Here is a 22,221-nt window from a genome sequence, read left to right as displayed (position 1 = left end):
ACACACTACACATTCTACTCAAGGAGGTACATAATGAAGAAATTATATAATGCATCGTTTACTTATTTGATTATCGGTTTATTGTCAGGAATATTTGCTAGGGAGTATGGGAAATATAAAGGGATTTTAGGCTCTACTTTATTAAATCTTTTGCATACGCATACGTTAGTACTTGGCTTTTTCTTCTTTTTAATTGCTTTAGGATTAGCGAAAGTATTCGCGTTTCATGAAGTGAAAGGATTTAATAACTGGTTTATTTTACATAATATCGCATTAACTTTAATGTTAGGTTCGCTAGCAGCGAGAGGACTTCTTCAACTAAATGGAGCGGACTTTAAAGGGTTAACTTATATTGTAGGGTTCTCTCATTCTATGATGGCATTTACTTTAGTTTGGTTTATGATTTTATTGAAAAAATCGTCTAAAATATAGTTTTAAAAAAGAACTTGTAGGGAATACTGCAAGTTCTTTTTTTATATAAAACCTCAGGAATCTAACTATTCTGATTATTATGTATAAAAATGGTATAATTAATGCAGAGTAAATAATATAAAAGGAGAGTGCGTAATGGAAATAACAATTGAGCGATTAGTAAATGAATTAAAGGATGTACTTCCTGAAGATCAAGTAGTGGTTAATAAGACAGTAAGAGAGTTACATAGTAAAGATGAATCTTACCATAATAGTAGTTTACCTGATGTAGTTGTTTTTCCAAAAACAATGGAAGAGGTTAGAGCAATAATAAAAGTAGCGAGTGAGCATAAAAAACCTGTCATTCCATTTGGAGTAGGTTCTAGTTTAGAAGGTCATATAATTCCTTATGAAAAGGGGATTACAGTTGATTTTTCATTAATGAACAAAATACTTGAAATAAGAGAGAAAGATTTTCTTGTGAAAGTACAACCAGGAGTGACTCGTTCTCAGCTCAATAAAGAATTGAAAAAGTACGGTTTGTTTTTTAGTGTAGATCCAGGTGCAGATGCAACGTTAGGAGGCATGGCTGCTACGAATGCGAGCGGAACGACAGCGGTTAAGTATGGCGTAATGCGTGATCAAGTTCGTGATTTAGAAGTGGTGCTTGCTGATGGGCAAGTGATACATACTGGCAATTTAGCGGCGAAGTCATCATCAGGTTATCATTTAAATGGTATTTTCGTAGGATCAGAGGGTACGCTTGGATGCTTTACAGAGCTAACATTAAAAGTATACGGCATACCAGAACATGTTATGGCTGCGAGAGCATCGTTTCCAACTATAAATGATGCAGTAGAAGCTGTTATTAATATACTGCAAGCTGGTATTCCAATTGCGAGAATAGAACTTGTTGATGAATTATCTATGAAACAAGTAAATCATTATAATGAGACAAATTACAGAGAAGAACCAACACTGTTTTTAGAGTTTCACGGAAATGAAGCAGGGCTAACGCAAGATATCGAGTTTACGAAGGAAATTGTTTTTGATCATAAATGTAAAGAAGTTGCTTTTGAAACTGAAACTGCGGCAAGAAATAAATTATGGGATGCAAGACATAACTTAGCTTATTCTTACGTTCATAGTTACCCTGGTAAAAAGCTAATGAGTACAGATGTATGTGTGCCAATTTCAGAGTTAGCTGGCGCGATTCAAAATGCGAAAGAGACGTTAGATAAGGTGGGCCTTGTTGGTGGTATTCTTGGCCATGTAGGAGACGGGAATTTTCACGTGCTCTTAATGATTGATCCAAATGATAAAGATGAAGTGAAAAAAGCGGACGAAATAAATGAAAGTATTGTACTGTATGCTCTTAAGCGTGGCGGAACTTGTACAGGAGAGCATGGCGTTGGAATAGGAAAGCAGAAGTATCAAGAAGAAGAACATGGTGCGGCATTATTGGTAATGGAGAAAATAAAGAAAGCTCTTGATCCGCAAAATATTTTAAATCCGAATAAAATTTTCAAGCTAACAGATAAGGAATGATGAATTTTGGAGAAACGAATTATACACTTTGAAGGATTGGTCGTCTTATTAGCTGCGATTTATATATATGCATTATGTGGATTTAGTTGGTTATTATTTATCGTATTACTTTTTGCACCTGATTTAGCAATGGTGGCGTACGCTATTAACAAACGTGTTGGTGCACAAATTTATAATCTATTTCACACATATATCATATCAATATTACTTGTTTTAATAGGGGCCTATTTAAAGATGGATACAATTTTAATGGTTGGTTTAATATGGACAGCACATATTGGAATGGATCGAATGCTTGGGTATGGATTGAAGTATGAAACTGATTTTAAGGATACGCATATTCAGAGGTTATAGCTTAGGTAAAACGGAATTTATTGAATATGTATTAGAAAAAGCTATGAAGGATAGTTGAATAGAAGAGTTTGTATCAATACGAAAATAGACTAAGGTGGCAGAAATCATATAATGCCACCTATTGTTTTTGAAGAAGAGGTTTTACTATATGAACTGACCTTATAAAACAATTACAATCTGCCCCTGCCAAATAATAAATCTCGTAAATATAATGGGAAATAAGAAGATAAGAAAAGAGGGAGCTTATGTACATACCAAAACATTTCACTATAAAAGATGAAGAGACGAAGTACGAAATGATTGAACAAAATAGCTTTGCAACTTTATTTTCTCAGCATAACGGGGAACCATATGCAACGCATTTACCGTTGTTATTAAATAGGGAGACTCTAACTTTACATGGCCATTTCGCACGTCCGAATGAACAGTGGAAAGATAGTGGGAATCAACAAGCACTCGCTATATTCCAAGGGCCACATAGTTACATCTCGCCGTCATGGTATGAAACAAATAAAGCAGTACCAACATGGAACTATGTTGCGGTGCATGTATATGGAGAGTTAGAAATTGTTGAAGATGAACAGGAATTAATAGATTCTCTTCAAGATTTAGTACATAAATATGAAAATCCAAAGAGCACGTACTCACTGAATGATGTAGATCCGAATTATATGGAAGGATTAAGTAGGGGAATAGTTGGGTTCAAAATAAAGATAAATAAAATAGAAGGAAAAGCGAAGTTAAGTCAAAATCATTCTGTGGAGAGACGGAAATTAGTTGTAGAAGAACTTGAGAAAGTTGGTAGTGAAGGAAGTAGGGGGATTGCAGAATTGATGAAGGAAATAGAGTGATTTCATATGAAACAAAGGGATATTTCTATTTTTGTAGAAATATTTTTTACTTGAAAGAAAAACTGCCTCCGTAGCTCTAGAAGGGAAGAGCGCCGGAAAACAGTGTAGAACCGGGTCGCAAGGCGAAGGTTTCAGAAGCACCGAAAAGCAAATAAGCTGAGACAGGTGAAACTCCTGTCGGTGAAATTCCGTAGGGAAGCGTGTTCCCCTTAGCCTATGCTTACGAAAGGAGTGCGGGTTCGAATCCCGTCGGAGGCATATAGAAAACCGTATATTAAGAAATAGTTTGTCTTTGTTATACTCATTTAATGGTAAAATTAAAGTTAGGATATTTTATAGTGGGAAACAAAATGGAAGTGTTTTTAGTAGCCATCTTTTCAGCGATTATCATAATGATGACTGTTTTTGTTATAACAAAGGCTTGTTTTACGGGGGACAAGAGGAATGATATATCATTTCGGAAATTTATTTTTTTTTATTAAGTGTTTCAATTATGATAGGCTGTTTAGTATCATGGGTGTTACCGTTTGGCTATGAAAAAATATTGGATTATATTAACTAAATAAGTGCATTTAAAAAGACCTTCTTAATTGAAGGTCTTTCATTTTTTAAAGTGCTTTTTCAGCTGTTGTTGTGTTGTAGTCTTTACTTACCTCAACGGATTGAACAAAGTCAGGTCTTTGTGGTGCCGGGAAATCCGCATGGCCTGCTTGATATGTAAATGAACTATTGAGACCGATAGATACAATACTTAGAACAGATAACCCTAAAACGATAGAACTAATTTTTTTTATCATTTTAATGCCCCTTTCTCAAATGTTTTTTCTTTTGCTTGTAACGCTTTATGAAAATACTCACTTGCTTTTATATGATTATTTTCATCGTAAAGTTTAATGGCTAACTTTTCTGAATATTCTTGAGTGTAGTTATATAAAGATTCTTTGTCGAAATACGTAATTCCTTCAAGAATAATTTTTTCTAAGTCTTCAGTTGACTCGTTATTGTTAAGGGACTCTAAAATTTTAAAGTGAAGCATATATTCTTCATTCTTAAGTTCTGTACAAATTTTCAATCCTTTTTTAATAAATTCTGAAGCGATATTTATTTCACCAAGTTTAGAATGTTCTCTTGCTTGTAAGAAAATTGCTTTAAAATGTGTCGGCATTTTTGTTGTCACTTCAGATAGATGACGAATAGCTAATGTCGATAAGTTTTGGTTAGCATATAGCCATCCTAAGTTATTACGCACTCTTAATAGTAATGATTCTTCATCCTGTTTCTGTAAAATATTGATTGCTGAATTATATTTTTCCTCTGCTTGCTCGTATTGTTTTAAATATACTAATGCTGCACCTAATACGCTTTCACAAGAGGCGACGTTCTTTTCATACCCTACAGCTTTTATGAAGAATTCTTTCGCTTTGGTTGCATATTCAATAGCTTCAATTGGCTGGTAAAAGTGATAATGGAAAATAGCCATTCGATAATTAAATTCACCTTTTTCTAGATCATCAATGGCATTTAGCAGTAGTGTTCCAGCCTTTTCATAATGTTCACTTGCTAAATTATAACTTGTTGTTAAAGTAGCATGAATAGCTTTAAATAAATGATAGTAGTAAGAAAGTGAATGGTTAGATGAGATTGCATAAGAATCTATCTTATCAAAACTATGTTTTGAAATGCTTAAACTATCTGCTAAAACTTTAAATCGAAAGTCTAGTAATGAATGATATAATGCTAAGTTTTCATCTTCTTCAAAGTTTAGTTCCTTTTCCTCAATTTCATGCTTTAAATTCGTTGCCTGTGAAACATCTTGCTTTAGCATAGCTAAATACCAATCATTAAATAGTTTTGTAATTTGTTCATTACCTTGTAGTTGAACGTTCATGAAATCCCCTCACTTTTTGAATATTCTTATAAAGTATATTATCAAAAATAATAATATTTAGAAATGGGGTTTTATATTTCTCAATATTTGTTTAGTGGATTTATTATTAAACAAATTGGAATAAAGTCAGTTTTGTTCTTTAGTTTAAGGGAGGGGAGTGTGGAATATAGTAAGGATAACTATAAAATGCTTCAGTCTATCTGTTTAAAAGGGAAGTGTATAAAAAAAGTGTGTTCACACAATTTGTATGAACACACCTTTTTACATATGAAACAATCACGTCCCACAAAAAGTACGATAAGGACGATTCGACGGCGCTGGAGGCGTGCAGTAATCCGCTTGTTCTTGAGAATATTCATAAGGATTTGCTAAAGCTTGAAGAAGTTTCTCCATTACGCTATAGTCTCCATTTTTAACAGCTGCTTCTAGTGCTTCTTCTACTCTGTGGTTTCGAGGGATGATTACTGGGTTGTTATTTTTCATTAATTTGTATGCATCATCTTTCGATTCTTTTTGTCTTTCTAACCGAGATTGCCATAGCTCGTACCATTCTTTAAATTCAGGACTTTCAAATAAAGGTGCATTTTCTAATATATTGTCAGTTAATGCACGGAATGTATTTGTATAATCTGCTTTATATTTTTCCATTGCTTTTAAAAGTTTCTCAATAAGTGATTGATCTTGCTCTTCATTGCTAAATAGTCCTAATTTCTTCTTCGTTCCGAGGAACCAATTGTTTTCGTACTGCACACTGAACTTTGAAATTTCATCTTGTGCAATTTTTAGTGCTTCTTCTTCATCTTCATGTAGTATCGGTATTAAAGATTCAGCTAAACGTGCGAGATCCCATGCAGCCATATATGGTTGATTTCCGTATGCATAACGGCCTTGTGTGTCAATAGAGCTAAATACTGTTCCTTGATTATAACTATCCATAAAGGCACATGGACCGTAATCAATCGTTTCACCGCTAATCGTTATATTGTCAGTGTTCATTACGCCGTGAATGAAGCCAACGAGTTGCCATTTTGCGATAAGGCTTGCTTGTCTCTTAATGACTTCTTGTAGTAGTGCGACATATGGATTTTCAGTAGATTCAACCTCTAGATAATGTCTTTTTATCGTATAATCAGCTAAAGCTTTGAGATCTTCGATTGAGCCTCGAGCTGCGGCGTATTGGAACGTTCCAACGCGTATATGACTGCTTGCAACTCTAGTTAAAATAGCTCCAGGTAACTTCGTTTCGCGATAGATTGGTTCGCCAGTTGAGACTACTGCTAAACTGCGAGTAGTTGGAATATCAAGCGCGTACATCGCTTCACTAATAATATACTCACGTAGCATTGGACCGAGTGCAGCACGACCATCACCGCGGCGTGAATATGGAGTTGGACCGGAACCTTTCAATTGAATATCAAACCGTTCGCCTGAAGGAGTAATTTGTTCTCCAATTAAAAGGGCACGACCATCTCCTAACATGTTGAAATGACCAAATTGGTGCCCAGCATACGCTTGAGCTAGTGGATGAGCTCCTTCTGGAATAGTATTACCAGCTAAAATGGCGATTTCAGCGTCCTTTTTTAGTTCCTCAGGATTAAAGCCAAGAGATATTGCTAAAGAATTATTTAGTTTAATTAACTCCGGTGAGTGTACAGGAGTTGGGGGGATTTCTGTATAAAATGATTGTGGTAAAGTCGTATAACTATTATCTAAATTCCAACCTGCTTCATTATTTTTAGTCATTTTATCTCCTCCTTGTTTATTTTTTTATTATGTATTTGTACGTATGTATTCTTTGTAAAATTAGCTAAAAGTATAATATGATATTTCCCCTTGAAATCTATTGTAAGGACTTCATTGTACTATGTCTATTTAACAGCAAATAATAAAACTCCATTTTAAAAAAATGGAGTTTTATTATTATTTGATTTTTACAATTATCTTTCCTTTTGCTCTTCCAGACTCTGAATATTCCATTGCTTTTTGAGTATCTTCAAAAGGGAAAATGCGATCGATTATAGGTTTGATTTGTCCAGATTCAATATACTTTGCAATTATACGTAATTGATCTCCGCTTGGTTTCATAAACAAAAACGAATATTGAGCATTATGCTTTTTTTCAAGTGCAGTAAGTTTTTTGCTTGCTAATGAAAATAAGAGTGTTTTGAAAAATCCTGAACCAAATTCTTTACCGAAGCGAGCATTCGGCATTCCTGAAACGGAAACAATGTTCCCTTCGCTTTTTATAATATCGAATGATTTTTCAAGTGTTGTACCGCCAAGTGTATCAAATACCGCATCATAATTTTTCAGTATATCTTCAAACTTTTCTTTTTTGTAATTAATAATTTCATCTGCGCCAAGAGACTTTACTAAATTTTCACCAGCTTCACTAGCAGTTGTTGCAACAGTGGCACCCATTATTTTTGCTAACTGAATTGCGAAAGTACCAACACCGCCGGATCCAGCGTGAATCAAAATCTTTTGTCCTTTTTGTAATTGCATGATGTCATGTAATGCTTGATATGATGTTAAGCCAACGAGTGGAATCGACGCCGCTTCCTCAAAAGTTAAATTTTTCGGTTTTAAGGCTATATCATCTTCATGAATGGCTATATATTCCGCAAAAGTACCGATCTTATCTTTTCTTGGACGTGCATATATTTCATCACCAACTTTAAATTGAGTCACCTTTGTTCCGACTTTTACAATGACACCAGAAAAGTCATTACCAAGAATAAGGGGCATTTTATATTTAAGTAACAACTTCACTTTTCCATCGCGTATTTTAAAATCAATTGGGTTAATGCTAGCTGCATGAATTTCTGCGAGCACCTCATACTGATTTATTTCAGGGGTGGGCATCTCAGTCATACGCATTGGAACTTTCCCGTACTTATCAATCACCATTGCTCTCATTTCTTATACCTCCAAAGTTCAATAAAAGTTTTGCAGTAGCTTCTCAATATCTAATACAAGATTTTTTAATAATCCTAATTTTGTACGTATGTCAATATAATAAAAGTTCTTTGTACCTTCTTTACGCATTAAGATAATACCAGCTTCTCGTAAAATCTTAAGGTGATGTGATACTGCTGGTCGAGAAAGGTATGTTTGTTTAGTGATTTCGCCAACACGTAATCCAGTTCGACATTTTGTTTTCATTAGAACTAACAAAATAGCTTGACGTGTTTCGTCACCAATTGCCACTAATACTTTTTGACAATTAATAAAATCTTCTTTAATAACATTTAATTGTTCTTGTTTATTCATTTCAATCACTATACCTCCAATAATTAGTCGAAAGGTTTAAGATGATGAACTATTACATCGATACGGTAATGCTACATGAATGTTGTATGAGCTGCAATATTGAGAAAGAAAATCGAGACGAATCCATTTTTACGTATTGAAAATTATGGAGTAGTTATTATAGGGAATAGAAAATAATGGAGTTGAAAGGTAGAAAATGATTTAACAATACGATGTCTGCCGAGGATAAAGGGTAGCCATTTAACAATAAAATAAGCGGTCGTAACCTTGTATAATTTACAAGGTTACGACCGCTTATAATGTTTTTATTATTTTTGATGTCTATATCAGAGAATAGTTCAAAGTAAAGTAGGGCCTTCTTTTTTATCCTTTCATACACACACAAATTAAGTGACTTGTAGATGTATGAAAGGATAAAAGTAATTTGGGGCGTAATCTATCTATATGATAATTCAAAATGAAATATAAGTCTATATTTTTGTTGGTTTTTTGATTATATTTATGTCACTGAGCTCAGAAGAATATATGTGGAGGGAAAATGTATGGAATCGAAACATGTACCAGTTTTAATTGTTGGAGGGGGATTATCAGGATTATCGTCTGCATTATTTCTTGCGAAACATAACATTGATTATGTACTTATTGAAAGGCATCCGTCTACTGCGATTCATCCGAAAGCGGGTGGAATTACATTTCGCACAATGGAATTATTCCGAGAACTGGGTCTAGAAAAAGGAATTAGATTAGCTGGTAAAGCATTAGAGAATTGTCACGGGAGAATTGCAGTTCAAACAATAGCTGAGGTAAAGCATGAAGAGTTGGAACAAATAAGGGCGGCGCAGTATGAAAATAATGAAAATTTATTTCGTAAAGTGGAAGAGATTAGCCCATCAAAACAAACTGCTTGTTATCAAATTACTTTAGAGGAGATGATGTTACAAGAAGCACAGAGATTAGGCGGGAAGCTATCTTTTTATCATGAACTAGTTTCTAATGAGCAAAATGGAAACGGAGTAATAGCAACTATTCGAAATCGTGACACGAAAGAAGAGAGTATGATTCATTGTGATTATGTAATTGCAGCAGATGGAGCGAAAAGTAAAATACGTGAACAGTTAGGTATTTTAACCGAGGGCCGTGGTACAATCGGTGGTTATTATATGAACATATATTTTGAAGCGGATTTGAGTGAATTTATTAAAGGAGACGCATTCGGTTTTACTATGATACTTCATCCAGAAGTAATTGGTGCGCTTATTCCAGTCGATAACGAAAGTAAATGGATTTATCATGTAGCTTATGATCCAGTAAAAGGGGAGCGACCAGAGGATTTCTCTATAGAACGCTGTAAACAAATTATTCAAACTGCAATTGGAAGTACGGATATTAAGCCAGAAATAGTAAGTGCTTTGCCGTGGGAAGCGAGTGAAAGTACAGCGGTAAAATTTCAGGACAATCGCATCTTTTTAGTTGGTGACTCGGCGCATATTATGCCGCCAACAGGAGGATTCGGTTCAAATACAGGAATACAAGATGCACATAATTTAGCTTGGAAATTAGCGGCTGTTATAAAAGGGAAAGCAAATCCAAAATTGTTAGAAACATATCATGACGAGAGATATCCTGTTGCAAAATTAACGACGGACCATGCGAGTAGTATATTATTTCGTGCTGCGAATAGAGAGGAAGGTAATTTGAGTAATATGGATAGTTTAGCTGTCACTGCTGGTTATCAGTATTGCTCAGAAGCAATTATAGACGAATGTAACACACCGCATAGAATGAATATAGTTGATTTGAACGGACGCCCGGGAACGCGTGCGCCACATTTTTGGGGAACTTATGAAGGAAAAGAAGTTTCTATACTTGATCTATTTGGTAGCAACTTTGTGTTACTTACTGGAGCAGAGCCTAGTGCTTGGAATGAAGCTGCACATGACGTTTTATCTGAATTAGGAGTAAGTATAAAAGTATATCGGGTGGGTTTAAGTGGAGACTTTGTTGCTCAAGAAAATGTTTTTAGTGAATTATATGGGATAGGGCATGAAGGAGCTGTAGTAATTAGACCGGATGGCTTTATTGGATGGCGTACGGAAAAAGCGGTAGTAAATCCAGATATAGTACTTAAAGAGGTGATGAACAATTTGTTATGTAATTTTTAATTAAATAAGGAAGTGTTGTTTGTATAAGACAATGCTTCCTGTGTTTTTATATTTCTCTTTCAACTTACAAAATAAAAATATTATTTGAAAGTACCGAAAGCATTATTTCAAAACGAAACGAGTAAAGGGAGAGATGCTTAATGGCTAATCAATTTTATACTTTTCAAAACTGCAGTAAAGAAGTTTCAATGTTAGTACCAATTCCGAAGTATATAAAATTAGTGCATGAGCATGAAGAATTACGTGATGGCGTAAATGTTGAAATACATCGTTATCAAGCAGAAGAACCACTGAATTATGGTGATTCTCATATTACAACGATTACTTCTCAAAATGGTAAATACTTGTTGAGTTATACGAACATGATGCCCGTATACTCTAGTAAACTGCCTCATAAGGATGAGGCAGAGAAAATAGCGATGGATGTAATGGAAAAGGTTGATCGACAATATGCAAATGGCCTAACTTTGCTTCGCATAGAAAAACAAACTCCACAGTGTGTTGACGGTGGACAAACTGTGGAGTTTCCTGTTCTATGGGTAAAGATGATGCATGATAACGGAAGTTTTAACTGGGTGACAATTGGTGGTAACGGACAAATCATCGAATTTGAGCGCGAGGTATGCTGGGATTATATGATGAGCCGCCGCCGAACAGAAATGTAGTATTACGATAATTGGGTATTGGCGCGTATGGGGGAAGGACCACAATTATTGCCGCCGTCTGCATTGGCTTAATATGTGTACAATGGTAGGCGTCTATGATAATATATCGCTAGTTATGCCTTATCTGTATAATAAAATGAACATAAAGGGCTGAGCGTTATGAGAAGAAAAGGTTATTTTATAGACAATGAGAGTAAGCGGTTATACAACAATGACATCGTAGTCTCAAATAAAATATATTCTAATAATCCTACGTTGGCAGAACTGAAACAAATGATTTATAACGGTGGAATAGAAGAAGTGTTTATATCCAATTATTTTGACGATCGAAGAAGTAATTTAGAGCGTGAATCAATAGATGATGTGAGAGCCGAATGGGATACAAAATATCACAATAATATTTGTCTTACTGATGAACCAGTATCTTTAGAAGATTTCCCAAAAGATTATCTTTTCTTTGTTGAAATGTGGGGGAATGAAAAAGGAAAAGTAATTTTAGTGTTATTTATGCATCATTAGAATGTTCGGGAAACCTTTATATTGGCTTCCCGATATTTTTTATGTTGAAAAATATTATGCAAGATGTTGGTAATATGATACGTATTTTTCTAATCCTTCAATCTCTTTCTCAGGTGGCTCAATACCACCTTTTCGGCCGTAGCAAACATTTCTTAAGTACTCTCCAAAAATCATAGAACGACTTTTTTTATTTTCCATCCAATTATATCTATTAATAACAAATTCACCATCAAAGCTTGTATCAAATGTATAAGGAATACAGGTTATGTTTTGGGGCAAATGTTTTTTTAATACTCTATATTGCCGACCTGCTCCTAAACTTTTACATACAAACAATAAACTATTAATTGTTGTAAAATCAAAAATCTTCTTAGCTTCAATTACATTTGCGATAGAATGGAGAGAGTTTTTCTCGAAAATGATAGCATCTTCCGGTACATCGTGTTCAATTAACTTGTTAACAATTACTTCTGATTCTGATAAATCTCCATAATTCCAGTTTGGATGTTTCATTCCATGTAAACTAGTACCACCTGTGACGATAATTTGTGCACCTAAATCTTGTTGATAAGCATGTAAAGGAGCTTGCCAATTACCAGGATGGGAACCACCGAAAACGAAAATTGCATCACACTGTTGTGGTGTTGATTTTTTTAGGAAAGCGATTTCGGTTATTTCTTCAATTTGTTTTTTCGTAAGATGTGGGACTTCAGGATATTTAGGGATTACCATATGAAAACCTCCTATATAGTGAAACGTTAAATTCATTATATAGCGATGTTGTTTAGTGGAAAAAGGGAAGTTTTTCATTTGACAGTTCCCCTTTTATGATAACTCTCCTATAAACAAAAGTTCTCCTTCATCATAAAATTTATCTTCATCCTTGATTATCTCTTGGAAATGCAATGTTTGGACACTGTTAGAAATTGATATTTTCCATTCATGCCCGAAGTCGGAAGCATTAGAGAGAGGAATCCATTTTTGAAATTCGTTATCTCTATTGAAAAAATTTTGAAAGTAGTCATCGTTTTTAAATATGATGATTTGTGAGTTCCATAAGCTTGCTATTTTGATCATAACAACGACTCGATATGTATTTGTATCGTTCGGTTTCATTTTCATTAAAAGATCCGCTCTATCTAATAAAGTTTGAATACACAATCCTTTTACTTTCCTAGGTGTTTTATTAGAATCGATAAAAGCTTGAGAGCCTGGTAAAGACATATGCCAGTATTCATCGTTATAGAAAGTAGACGGAAATGCTTTAGTGGCGTCTTCAATTCTTTTTATAAGAGTTTTTGTTTTTCGTTTCATTCCGCGTATTTTCTTTTCACGCATTGTTGATCATCTCCATAAATTTTTGCAAGGCAGCTGAGTGGAAAATATCTTTTCGAATAATAAAAGTAGTAGGAACCTTTCTAAAGTGATTTGGTAATGTATTTAAAGATAAACCATGTTCGTAATCTGGAATAATAGATTTCAGCATAATAGCCGTACCCATACCTGATTTTACACATGCAAGTATTGCTTCAATTGTTCCGAACTCTAGTATTCTTTTAGGTGAAATCCCTTCTTCTTGAAGCCAGTTTTCTAATAGTTTTCTGTAATAACAACCTTGACTAAAAGTGAGTAAATTCAGTTCTTCTATTGTTTTAAAGGAAGATAGAGGAGTCTTGCTAATGAGAACGAGTTCTTCTTCTCGAAATGAAAGTGTATGAAGTTCAGTATGCTGAATATTTCCAGCGATAAGAGCCCCGTCTAGTTTTCGCTCTAAACGAGCTGAGTTAATTGGTCTGTCGTATTTGTTTCTAGAATCAATTCAACTTCTGGATACTTTTCATAATAGGTCGTTAATATAGGCGGGAGACGAACGGCTGTTGTCGATTCTGTACACCCGATTTTTAACGTGCCTTTTGGCTCGGTTCCGTTACTTTGGACAGCTTGAATGGATTGATCGATTAGATGGATGATTTGTTTTGCATATGTTAATAAAATTTCTCCGTTAGAAGTTAAAGTAACGCCTTTTCCATTTCGATAAAATAAAGGCACACCTAACTCAATTTCTAGTTGTTTTATACGCATCGTTACACCTGATTGTACATAGTTTAAGTTTTTAGCAGCATGAGATATATTTTCTACTGTCGCAACTTCGTAAAAAACCGTTAAATCTTTTATGTCCATTTATTATCACCCCGAAAAAGGTATCAATTTTTTTGATGGATTCTATTATTAACACTTATTTTACATGATATCAGAACCTTCATACAATGAAAGGGATATGGGGGAGATAACGTTGATAAGTGAAGAAAAAATTGAAAAGTACAGTGGTTCTAATAAATGGATCATGTTAACTTTGGCAACGGTAGCACAGGCAAGTGCAACACTTATAACATATGGAGTAGGGGTACTCGCTTTATTTTGGAAACAGAAATATGTACTTTCGAATATGCAGGTTGGGTTGTTAATAAGTTCTGTAAATATTGGTCCGCTGTTTTGTATGCTTTTTGCCGGAAGGTTACTTGATCGATATAACGAAAGAATATTAATTGGAGCGAGCACTGTATTACTTGGCGGGGCGCTTTTACTTGCTCATATGGCAAGGGGCTTTATTGGGCTATTATTTGTCCTTCTTTTAATAGGAACTTTTTATAGCGTATCTCAGCCAGGGGGAAGTAAAGTAATCTTGAAATGGTTTCCGAAAGAAATGCGCGGATTAGCTATGGGAATACGGCAAGCTGGTATACCTATTGGCGGGGCATTAGCAGGAGTAATAATCCCTTTGCTTACAATCAAATTTAGTTTATCTTATACGATAAATGTTATTGCAACTATATGTATAATAGGCGGGTTATTGTTTTTCATATTTTATAAGGAATCGTACGTACGAGAACACACGAGCCAAGAAAATGTAAGTATTTCTTTTTGGATGCAGTTAAAAAAGGTAATATGTAAAAAAGAGCTGTATCCAATTTTTATTACAGGTATTTGCATGATTTCTTTACAAATGATATTAGTCGGACATTTTATAAAATTTTTAGTCATTGAAAAATCGATAACACCTATTGTAGCAGGGAAAGTATTTTCAGTTATGCTAGTTGCAGGAATGATTGGGCGAATTATATTAGCTACAATAAGTGATACATATTACAAAGGTGATCGTCGTACACCTTTATTAATAACTGTATGTATTTCTTTTTGCTTAATTTTAGTTGTTGTAATGAGTATAAAGACAATGGCACTTGAGGCATTGTTTGTGATGAGCGGACTGCTAGGGTTCTTTGCGATCGGTTGGTTTAGTCTTTTTATGGTTGAAGTTGCTGAGTCTGCAAGTGAGGAATCGGTAGGCGTAACAGTGAGTTTTGCGCTTACGCTTAATCAAATTGCTATTATCTTTGCGCCTGCTTTGTTTGGTTATATAGTAGATGGAAAAGGCTACACATATGCATGGATGGGGATAGCTGCATTAATAAGCGTTTCAGCAGTGAGTTTATGTAAAAGTAAACGAATATTAAAAATGTAAATCTTTTATGAAGAAAATCTAAAGAAATGTCGTGGGAGTGACATTTCTTTTTTAATATGTTGTATAATCAAGTTATAAATGAGATTCGTTTTCATTAACGCTCATTCCCTCTTTTGAAATTACCTGTAATTTTGGCCATAATAAGCTGTTTTTCTTTTTCGTTACTTGCCCGATTTATTTTGTTTAAAAATTTTTCAGCATCATTTCCTTTTAAAATCATAATCTGTTTTCCGTAATATTCAATTGAAACTGTATTGTTTTTTGTTACTCGATAATGAAACATCATATCATCTAAACGATTGCGCTTATCGGTCTTTTTCAAATTAACGCCTCCATTCTTGTTAATGTGTAACGAATGTTACATAAAAAATTAAAATTAAAGTTGGATGTATCCGATTGTAAGGTGGAAATTTTGTAAAAAAGAACTACAATAGAGAGTAGTTAAAATTTGAACGTTAGAAAAAGGAATCTAGTTTACTATGAGGAATAATAGAGTAGATAGATTATAAGATATTTAAAAACTAAAAGATATATAATAGAATGGAAAAGTATAAAGTGAAACTAGATAAAAGAGGGTTCCCATATGTTTAAGAAATGGTTAATCGCTTTCTTTGTTTTTGCTATTTTTTGTGGGAGTGTCGCTGCACTCATACATGCAAATAAAGAAAAGAAATACAGTTTGAAGGCATTTTCAAATTTTGAGGATAAAGTTGGAAATGTTCAACCGAAAGTTGATGCGAATCAGCAAAAACGTTATGATATTGCAGCAACGAAACTCGATCAATATTTAAAAGATAAAGGATTTAACGGAACGGTTCTCGTAACGGATAAAAATAATGTGGTTTTACGAAAAGGCTACGGGTATGCGAATATAAAAGATAAAGTTTTAACAACGCCAAGAACAAAATATCGCATCGGTTCCATAACGAAAACAGTAGTTGCAATATCTATATTACAGCTAAGAGAAAAAGGGAAATTGAATATTGAAGACAATGTAAATAAGTATATTCCATCGTTTCCAGCAGATAAAAACATTACGTTACGAAATTTGTTAACACATACGTCCGGGTTACCAGATCAGGGACAAGGTAGTGTTGATGCGGCATCACGTTTAAAGTTAGTAACGTGGATTGGAGCGCAAAAGTTGCAATTTCCTGCAGGGACAGGATGGAAATATACAGATTATAATTATATGGTACTTGCGTATATTGTAGAAAAGATATCGAATAAACCGCTTGCTGAATATGTGAAAGAAAACATTTTTACTCCTGTTGAAATGAATGAATCTGGTATGGGTGCAACTCTCCCTGAAGATATTTTCTTAGCAGAAGGTTACACGAAAAAAGATAATGAGTTAATAGCTGCACCCCGCTTAAAAATGAACTGGCTGTATGGTTGTGGTGAAATGTATACGACCGTTGAAGATATGAAAAGATTAGATGAGGCTATTATGGATGGAAAGCTGATTTCTAAACAAAGCTTATCAGATATGTTTACAGTATCACCTGCGAGAAAATATGGATTTAGCTTCTATATTTACCCAGATTATTATCATAACCACGGTGTATTAGCTGGCTGGAACACTTTTAATAATTTTAACTGGGATAAAAGAACGTTTGTAATATTATTCTCTAACGTACAAAATGGTATGAATGATACATTTAATCAAGAGTTTAGGAAATTAGCGAATGATTTAATAGAAGGAAAATAATTATTTAAAAATCGGTATTGATATAAAATTATCAATACCGATTTTTTTATTTAGTAATGTTTTATTTAGTGAACAAGCATGTATGAGAGGGGATTAGTATTAGAATAAATTTATGAAGGAAGTTAAATGATATGGATGTTAAATATAGGAAGTGTATTTTGTGAATGTCATCTATTTGTATTGAAATTATGTGATTATCATGCGGAAGAATAATTGGTAATTTTTACATTGATGAAAAAGCTTGAGCTTCACACTATGTTAAGCCTTACAGTATTGTAGACATGAACAGGAGGTTGAAAAATGAAAAAAATAGTAAAGTTTTGTTTAATAGCTACATTATCTACAACGATTATTAGTGGATGTTCTTTTGAAGGGAATAATGAAAATGCCAAAGGGAAAGAGAAAGAGGATAAAAAAGTAGAGGTACAGAAAAACGCTGGAAAATATACGATGCCGGATGAAAAAGATAAACATGAAGGTACATGGCTACAATGGCCTCATGAATACACATATGGTCAAGAGTATAAACAAGAAGTTGAACCTATTTGGATTAAGATGGCAAGTGCTTTAACTGAGGGTGAAAAAGTCCACATTGTTGCATATGATGAGGAAGAGAAAGAGCGAATCAATAAGCTTTTAATAGATAAGGGGCTGAATATGGATAAAGTTGATTTCTTTATCGCTCCTACTGATGATGTGTGGGCAAGAGATAGTGGACCGATTTTTGTTTATGACAATAATAAAAATCTAAAAATATTAGATCCAGCATTTAATGGTTGGGGAAAGAAAACTCCATATAAAAATGATGCCCGTATACGTGAGAATGTTAGTAAACAATTAGGGATTGAAAGAATTGATTGGGGGAAATTTGTCCTTGAAGGTGGCGCAATTGAATTAGACAGCAATGGGACTGCTTTATTAACTCGAAGCGCAGTAACGAATAAAAATAGAAATCCTGATTTATCAGAAGCGGAAATTGAAAAATATATAAGTGACCTTGGGGTGACAAACTTTATTTGGTTAGATGGAGTGCCTAATTTAGATATTACTGATTTTCATATTGATGGATTTGCTAAATTCCATGATAAATCTACAATCGTAACGATGGCAGAAGATGACTTGGCTGAATGGGGCTTGTCAAACAAAGATATGGATAAATTGTTAGATGCAAAAAATGCTTCAGGACAGAAATATAAGTACGAATACTTACCGCTTAGTAAAGATAAAGTTACTTTAGAAGGTGGAAAAACTCTAGATTATAAGGGGTCGTATATCAATTATTATGTTGGGAATACAGTTGTATTGGTTCCTAACTATAATGATCCAAATGACAAAATCGCAAACGATACGATTCAGAAATTATACCCGGATCGTAAAGTAGTGGGAATTGATGTGAGAGAGCTTTATAAAAATGGCGGAATGATCCATTGTGTGACACAGCAACAACCGATTCAATTGAAGTAATCGATTATAGTTTCGTTATGTTGCTTTATAGACAAAATAGGTGAAATGCTATCTTTACTTATTTTGTCTTGTTTTAACATCTGTAACAAGAATGGAATGTATAATTTCAATGTAACGATAATTGAATAAAAGTATATTGTCATTATTGGTTTATATGGAAAAGGAGAAAAATGTTTGTGGTAAAGAATTTTAAAAGAGTATTTTCGTTTTTCCCTATCGTTCTACAGTACATTATAAATGTAGCTTTGATCTGTTTGGGAATTGTTTTAAGTGTGTTTCTTATGAAAGAAGTCATTCAATTTATACAAGAACTTAAATTAAATAGTGAGGAATCTAGTTATCATTTAATTGATAGCATTGTCGTATTCTTTTTATATTTTGAATTCATCGTAATGATTATAAAGTATTTTCAAATGAACTTTCATTTTCCATTACGATATTTTATATATATATAGGTATTACGGCTATTGTTCGTCTAATTATTATAGACCATGATAGTCCAATGGATTCATTGATATATGCTTGCGCGATTCTTGTATTAATTAGTGCTTTATTCATTGCAAATTCTAAAATAATGCGTCGTGATTTAGAAGAGTGAACGTTTGTTGTTTAAATCAAAAAAGATGTTTTATCTTTTGGTAAAAAGGAGTAACAGTATTGAAAGAAATAATCTTAACCAGTTTTATAATAATAGGGTTTATGATTCTACTATTTAATTGTATACTTTCATAATTTAAAAGAATAAAAGGTTAATAAGGAAAGAGGTTTTTGTAAGTATGGTTCATTACAATAATCAAAATAGTTTACATCAAATATTTACATTAAAGGGAACAGTTATAAGAGATATTTTCCCGCAAATTTTATTATATATATGTATTTCAACGATAGTAACTGTGATTAATTATTATTATGTAGAAATAAAAATTAATCAAACTCCTTGGGTAATTGTTGGAGGAGCTTTAGGTCTACTGTTAGTTTTTCGTACTAACACTGCCTATGATAGGTATTGGGAAGGTAGAAAGTTATTTGGCACGGTTGGTGCTTGTACTAGAAATTTGGCAGTTAGTTTTTTATGTTATTGGGAGTCTGAAGGGAAAAAGACGAATCAGGAAAAATTAAAATTTTTACATTTGTTAATTGCTTTTCCAAAGATAGCGAAAGGACATTTGAGAGACGAAAAAGATTTATCCGAAATAAAAGCATTGTTTGATATTTGTTCTGAGAAGGAAAAAGAAATGTTGGCTGAGTCTATTCATTTACCGATTAGTATAGTTTTTATGTTAAAAACTATACTATCAAAAGGTTTGAAAACGGGTCAAATTCACCCAAATGCAATAATTAATATGGAAGCTGATTTGAATACTCTGCTTATGGCTGTGGGTGGATGTGATCGGATCAAAACAACGCCTATTCCTTTTGCTTATTTTGCTCATATTAAAATTTTACTGCTCATATTTTGCGGGACTTTATCGATTGGTCTTGTTGATAGTCTTGGATGGTTTACAGTACTTGCAACTACGTTTATAAGTTTTGCATTTATAGGGATTGAAGCAATAGGAGTTGAAATTGAGGATCCATTTGGTCAAGATCCAAACGATCTGCCGCTAGAAGGGATTTGCATTGGTGTAGAAACGCATTTAGTGAATTTATATAATCAAAACGCTCTATTAGAAGTAATGGATTTGAATCTTGATAAAAAAATCATCTAATCCTTCATTGTGTACGACGATTAAAATTTAAAAATCTTGTCAAGAGTCAGTTTACGGCTTAACGACGGCTTTATATTTTTTATATAAATATATAATATTTCTCCGTGCTATAATCCATTCATGAAATGTGCACGTTTCAAAAATTGTAATGAAAAGAGAAATGAATTGGGGAATAGTTGGCTTATTGAAAACAGTTATTCAATCATTATTAAAAAGCGAGGTAAGTAATATGGAACAAAAACATAGTGGCATTATTTTTACTGCAATACCAGATGAATCGAATGAATATTATCGACCATTTTATGAAGACATTATTTATTTTAATGAATACTTAAATGAAAATAAAGCATTTACCGATCAACTTATATCTTTATCTGTTGAAGAGCAAGACTTTCATACAAACTTTTTTGAGTATGATGATATTTGGCTAAGAGATGTTGCACCAGTTGTAACAAATCATCTAGTTAAATTCAAATATCAACCGAATTATTTACCGAAAGATCAAGGACGATATTTAGATCAACAATTTAATAAATGGTTGAAAAAGAACGATTTTGAATATGTGACATCTCCATTGATATTAGACGGTGGAAATCTTATTTGGAATAAAAAAGATACCGTTATATTAACGGAACGCATATTTGATGATAATTATGATTGGACGGAAGAAGAAATTATAGAGCAACTGGAATGGGATTTAGATGTGAGTCGGGTTATTATTATTCCTGCTGAAGAGGGAGATGTACTTGCACACGCAGACGGGATGGTTAAATTTATTGATGAACATACAATGTTTATTAGTGATTTTTTAGGGGATCATGAATTTAGATATAAGGTTCAAGAGATTATTCAAGAGCAAATGCCAGAGGCTGAATTTATAGTTGTTCCTTCGTCATATACAGAGAAGGGGCAATACGATGAAGAGATAGCGTCAGCAAAAGGTTTATATATAAATATGTTAGAAACATGTGATACGCTTTACGTTCCTAAGTTTGGATTAGCTAAAGATGAGGAAGTTTTAAGATATATTCAACAGCATACTGAGAAACAAGTTATTCAAAGTCATGTAGGAGAAATATCGACAATGGGAGGCGCGATGAATTGTTTAACGTGGTATTGTCCTAGTCATTTGTTACCTTCAAAAATGAAAAGGCTGAACGATCAGAATGAAGGTTCTTCAATCAGAAAAATATTTGATTGGTTTTAATAAATAAGCTTATATATAAGAAAATGTATTCAAGGGGTATTTATATGTATACAATTACTGAGTTTTCGCGGATTTGTAAAATGAGTACACGGATGCTAAGGCATTATGATAAAGAGGAAATATTGAAACCAGCATATGTGAATCCGGTAAATGGATATAGATATTATGAGCAAGGGCAGCTTGAAATAGCGCTGAAAATTAAAAAGCTAAGGGAGTATAAGTTTCCTTTACCGAAAATCAAAATAATTCTTCAATCATCAGATCAAGATTCATTTATTAAACATATGCAATCACAAATTATAGAGTTGTCTCATGAGGTGAAACAAAATTTACAGGTTATTTCAGAAATGAATGAAATGGTAAATATGAATCATGCTTTAAATACTGCTTGTCATAGAAATTACGATATATTTATTGGAATGAGAAATGAAATAACAGTAATTGCTCAAAGACTGCAAATAAATATAGATGATATGGATGATTATTTTTATGACTTATATGAAAAAGTACAAAAGCATAACTTACAAATGGTCGGTTCGCCCTCTACGGTCTTTTATGATGAAGAGTATATTCCAAATGAAAGTGATGTTGAATTAAGGATTCCGGTCATGCATGGGAACAATAAAGATGTAGTACAAGAATATGAAATGAAAAAATTAAATCCACATCAAATCGTTACTACTATGCATTATGGAAGTTATGACTATATAGGCTACGCTTATATTGCGTTAGAAAAATGGATTGAAAGAAATGGTTATGTAATAGATGGTTCACCATATGAGGTCTACATAAAGGGACCTGAATGTGATTGTTTAGTAGAGGAGTATGTGACACAAATTTGTTTTTTAGTTACGAAAATAGACTGAGAATAAGGATTGACATTAACATTATGTCAATCCTTATTCTATTTATGTAAGTAATTCATCATAATAAAAAGGA

Annotated in this window: 20 protein-coding genes and 4 pseudogenes; 15 read left to right on the top strand and 9 right to left on the bottom strand. The window is 33.4% G+C overall.

All coding sequences use genetic code 11. The features are described 5' to 3' along the window. Window positions 1–33 precede the first annotated feature (33 nt). The 5 genes and pseudogenes from B5P40_RS18750 (at window position 34) to B5P40_RS34065 (ending at window position 3,726) form a co-directional block, all read left to right on the top strand. On the top strand, window positions 34–432 hold the full coding sequence (locus B5P40_RS18750) for a DUF2871 family protein (RefSeq protein WP_002033617.1): 399 nt from the start codon (window positions 34–36) through the stop codon (window positions 430–432). 135 nt (window positions 433–567) lie between these two features. Then, window positions 568–1,959 (top strand): FAD-binding oxidoreductase, encoded by a 1,392-nt coding sequence (locus B5P40_RS18745; RefSeq protein ID WP_113709620.1) that lies wholly within the window; start codon window positions 568–570, stop codon window positions 1,957–1,959. 6 nt (window positions 1,960–1,965) lie between these two features. Next, the gene (locus B5P40_RS18740) at window positions 1,966–2,313 is read left to right on the top strand and encodes a DUF4260 domain-containing protein (protein WP_113709619.1); all 348 of its coding nucleotides are present in this window, start codon (window positions 1,966–1,968) and stop codon (window positions 2,311–2,313) included. A gap of 245 nt (window positions 2,314–2,558) precedes the next feature. Next, the gene (locus B5P40_RS18735) at window positions 2,559–3,164 is read left to right on the top strand and encodes an FMN-binding negative transcriptional regulator (protein ID WP_113709618.1); all 606 of its coding nucleotides are present in this window, start codon (window positions 2,559–2,561) and stop codon (window positions 3,162–3,164) included. Between the two features lie 350 nt (window positions 3,165–3,514). Beyond that, window positions 3,515–3,726, top strand: a pseudogene (locus B5P40_RS34065) (hypothetical protein). 46 nt (window positions 3,727–3,772) lie between these two features. Here the strand turns inward: B5P40_RS34065 and B5P40_RS18725 are convergent. The 5 genes from B5P40_RS18725 to B5P40_RS18705 all read right to left on the bottom strand — a co-directional run bounded on the left by B5P40_RS18725 (window position 3,773) and on the right by B5P40_RS18705 (window position 8,334). After that, a complete protein-coding gene (locus B5P40_RS18725) occupies window positions 3,773–3,961 on the bottom strand; it encodes a Phr family secreted Rap phosphatase inhibitor (protein ID WP_002142645.1) in 189 nt (62 codons plus the stop codon). Further along, window positions 3,958–5,052, bottom strand: coding sequence for a response regulator aspartate phosphatase (locus B5P40_RS18720; RefSeq protein WP_113709617.1), 1,095 nt, complete (start codon window positions 5,050–5,052; stop codon window positions 3,958–3,960). The genes B5P40_RS18725 and B5P40_RS18720 overlap by 4 nt, the downstream gene beginning before the upstream one ends. A gap of 276 nt (window positions 5,053–5,328) precedes the next feature. Continuing rightward, window positions 5,329–6,795, bottom strand: a complete 1,467-nt coding sequence (locus tag B5P40_RS18715; RefSeq protein ID WP_113709616.1) for a protein adenylyltransferase SelO — start codon at window positions 6,793–6,795, stop codon at window positions 5,329–5,331. A 177-nt stretch (window positions 6,796–6,972) separates the two neighbouring features. Beyond that, complete coding sequence (locus tag B5P40_RS18710; protein ID WP_113709615.1) at window positions 6,973–7,971, bottom strand: NADP-dependent oxidoreductase; 999 nt, start codon at window positions 7,969–7,971, stop codon at window positions 6,973–6,975. An 18-nt stretch (window positions 7,972–7,989) separates the two neighbouring features. Next, window positions 7,990–8,334 (bottom strand): ArsR/SmtB family transcription factor, encoded by a 345-nt coding sequence (locus tag B5P40_RS18705; RefSeq protein WP_113709614.1) that lies wholly within the window; start codon window positions 8,332–8,334, stop codon window positions 7,990–7,992. A 533-nt stretch (window positions 8,335–8,867) separates the two neighbouring features. On the opposite strand from B5P40_RS18705, the gene B5P40_RS18700 reads away from it, so the two are divergent. The 3 genes and pseudogenes from B5P40_RS18700 to B5P40_RS18690 all read left to right on the top strand — a co-directional run bounded on the left by B5P40_RS18700 (window position 8,868) and on the right by B5P40_RS18690 (window position 11,671). After that, on the top strand, window positions 8,868–10,487 hold the full coding sequence (locus B5P40_RS18700) for an FAD-dependent oxidoreductase (RefSeq protein ID WP_113709613.1): 1,620 nt from the start codon (window positions 8,868–8,870) through the stop codon (window positions 10,485–10,487). 140 nt (window positions 10,488–10,627) lie between these two features. Beyond that, window positions 10,628–11,224 (top strand): annotated as a pseudogene (locus B5P40_RS18695) (hypothetical protein). Between the two features lie 87 nt (window positions 11,225–11,311). Next, window positions 11,312–11,671, top strand: a complete 360-nt coding sequence (locus tag B5P40_RS18690; RefSeq protein WP_113709612.1) for a hypothetical protein — start codon at window positions 11,312–11,314, stop codon at window positions 11,669–11,671. A 54-nt stretch (window positions 11,672–11,725) separates the two neighbouring features. Here B5P40_RS18690 and B5P40_RS18685 read toward each other — a convergent pair whose 3' ends face one another. The 3 genes and pseudogenes from B5P40_RS18685 to B5P40_RS18675 all read right to left on the bottom strand — a co-directional run bounded on the left by B5P40_RS18685 (window position 11,726) and on the right by B5P40_RS18675 (window position 13,852). Next, window positions 11,726–12,403 carry a YdcF family protein gene (locus B5P40_RS18685; RefSeq protein ID WP_113709611.1) on the bottom strand — a complete coding sequence of 226 codons (678 nt, stop codon included), beginning with the start codon at window positions 12,401–12,403 and terminating at the stop codon, window positions 11,726–11,728. 93 nt (window positions 12,404–12,496) lie between these two features. Further along, complete coding sequence (locus B5P40_RS18680) at window positions 12,497–13,009, bottom strand: DUF3916 domain-containing protein (protein ID WP_113709610.1); 513 nt, start codon at window positions 13,007–13,009, stop codon at window positions 12,497–12,499. Continuing rightward, window positions 13,002–13,852: pseudogene (locus tag B5P40_RS18675) on the bottom strand (LysR family transcriptional regulator). The gene B5P40_RS18680 and the pseudogene B5P40_RS18675 overlap by 8 nt, the downstream one beginning before the upstream one ends. A 112-nt stretch (window positions 13,853–13,964) precedes the next feature. On the opposite strand from B5P40_RS18675, the gene B5P40_RS18670 reads away from it, so the two are divergent. Then, window positions 13,965–15,191, top strand: coding sequence for an MFS transporter (locus tag B5P40_RS18670; RefSeq protein WP_113709609.1), 1,227 nt, complete (start codon window positions 13,965–13,967; stop codon window positions 15,189–15,191). Between the two features lie 94 nt (window positions 15,192–15,285). On the opposite strand, the gene B5P40_RS18665 is transcribed toward B5P40_RS18670, so the two are convergent. Continuing rightward, on the bottom strand, window positions 15,286–15,513 hold the full coding sequence (locus B5P40_RS18665; protein ID WP_113709608.1) for a hypothetical protein: 228 nt from the start codon (window positions 15,511–15,513) through the stop codon (window positions 15,286–15,288). A gap of 261 nt (window positions 15,514–15,774) precedes the next feature. On the opposite strand from B5P40_RS18665, the gene B5P40_RS18660 reads away from it, so the two are divergent. From B5P40_RS18660 to B5P40_RS18635, 6 genes and pseudogenes are all read left to right on the top strand, one after another. Continuing rightward, window positions 15,775–16,902 (top strand): serine hydrolase domain-containing protein, encoded by a 1,128-nt coding sequence (locus tag B5P40_RS18660; protein WP_088032392.1) that lies wholly within the window; start codon window positions 15,775–15,777, stop codon window positions 16,900–16,902. A gap of 300 nt (window positions 16,903–17,202) precedes the next feature. Next, entirely contained in the window at window positions 17,203–18,366 is a 1,164-nt protein-coding gene (locus tag B5P40_RS18655) for an agmatine deiminase family protein (RefSeq protein WP_002167874.1), read from the top strand. Between the two features lie 176 nt (window positions 18,367–18,542). Beyond that, window positions 18,543–18,964: pseudogene (psiE, locus tag B5P40_RS18650) on the top strand (phosphate-starvation-inducible protein PsiE). Between the two features lie 178 nt (window positions 18,965–19,142). Continuing rightward, window positions 19,143–20,075, top strand: a complete 933-nt coding sequence (locus B5P40_RS18645; RefSeq protein WP_113709607.1) for a bestrophin family protein — start codon at window positions 19,143–19,145, stop codon at window positions 20,073–20,075. Window positions 20,076–20,304: 229 nt separating this feature from the next. Further along, the gene (locus B5P40_RS18640; protein WP_002128426.1) at window positions 20,305–21,282 is read left to right on the top strand and encodes an agmatine deiminase family protein; all 978 of its coding nucleotides are present in this window, start codon (window positions 20,305–20,307) and stop codon (window positions 21,280–21,282) included. Between the two features lie 44 nt (window positions 21,283–21,326). Beyond that, window positions 21,327–22,148, top strand: a complete 822-nt coding sequence (locus tag B5P40_RS18635) for a MerR family transcriptional regulator (protein WP_113709606.1) — start codon at window positions 21,327–21,329, stop codon at window positions 22,146–22,148. The last annotated feature ends 73 nt before the right edge of the window (window positions 22,149–22,221 follow it).

It is taken from the genome of Bacillus sp. SRB_8 (genome assembly GCF_003264205.1).
Classification (GTDB): domain Bacteria; phylum Bacillota; class Bacilli; order Bacillales; family Bacillaceae_G; genus Bacillus_A; species Bacillus_A mycoides.
Note: the sequence above shows the minus strand (reverse complement) of the source record. Positions and strands in the feature narration are given on the sequence as shown.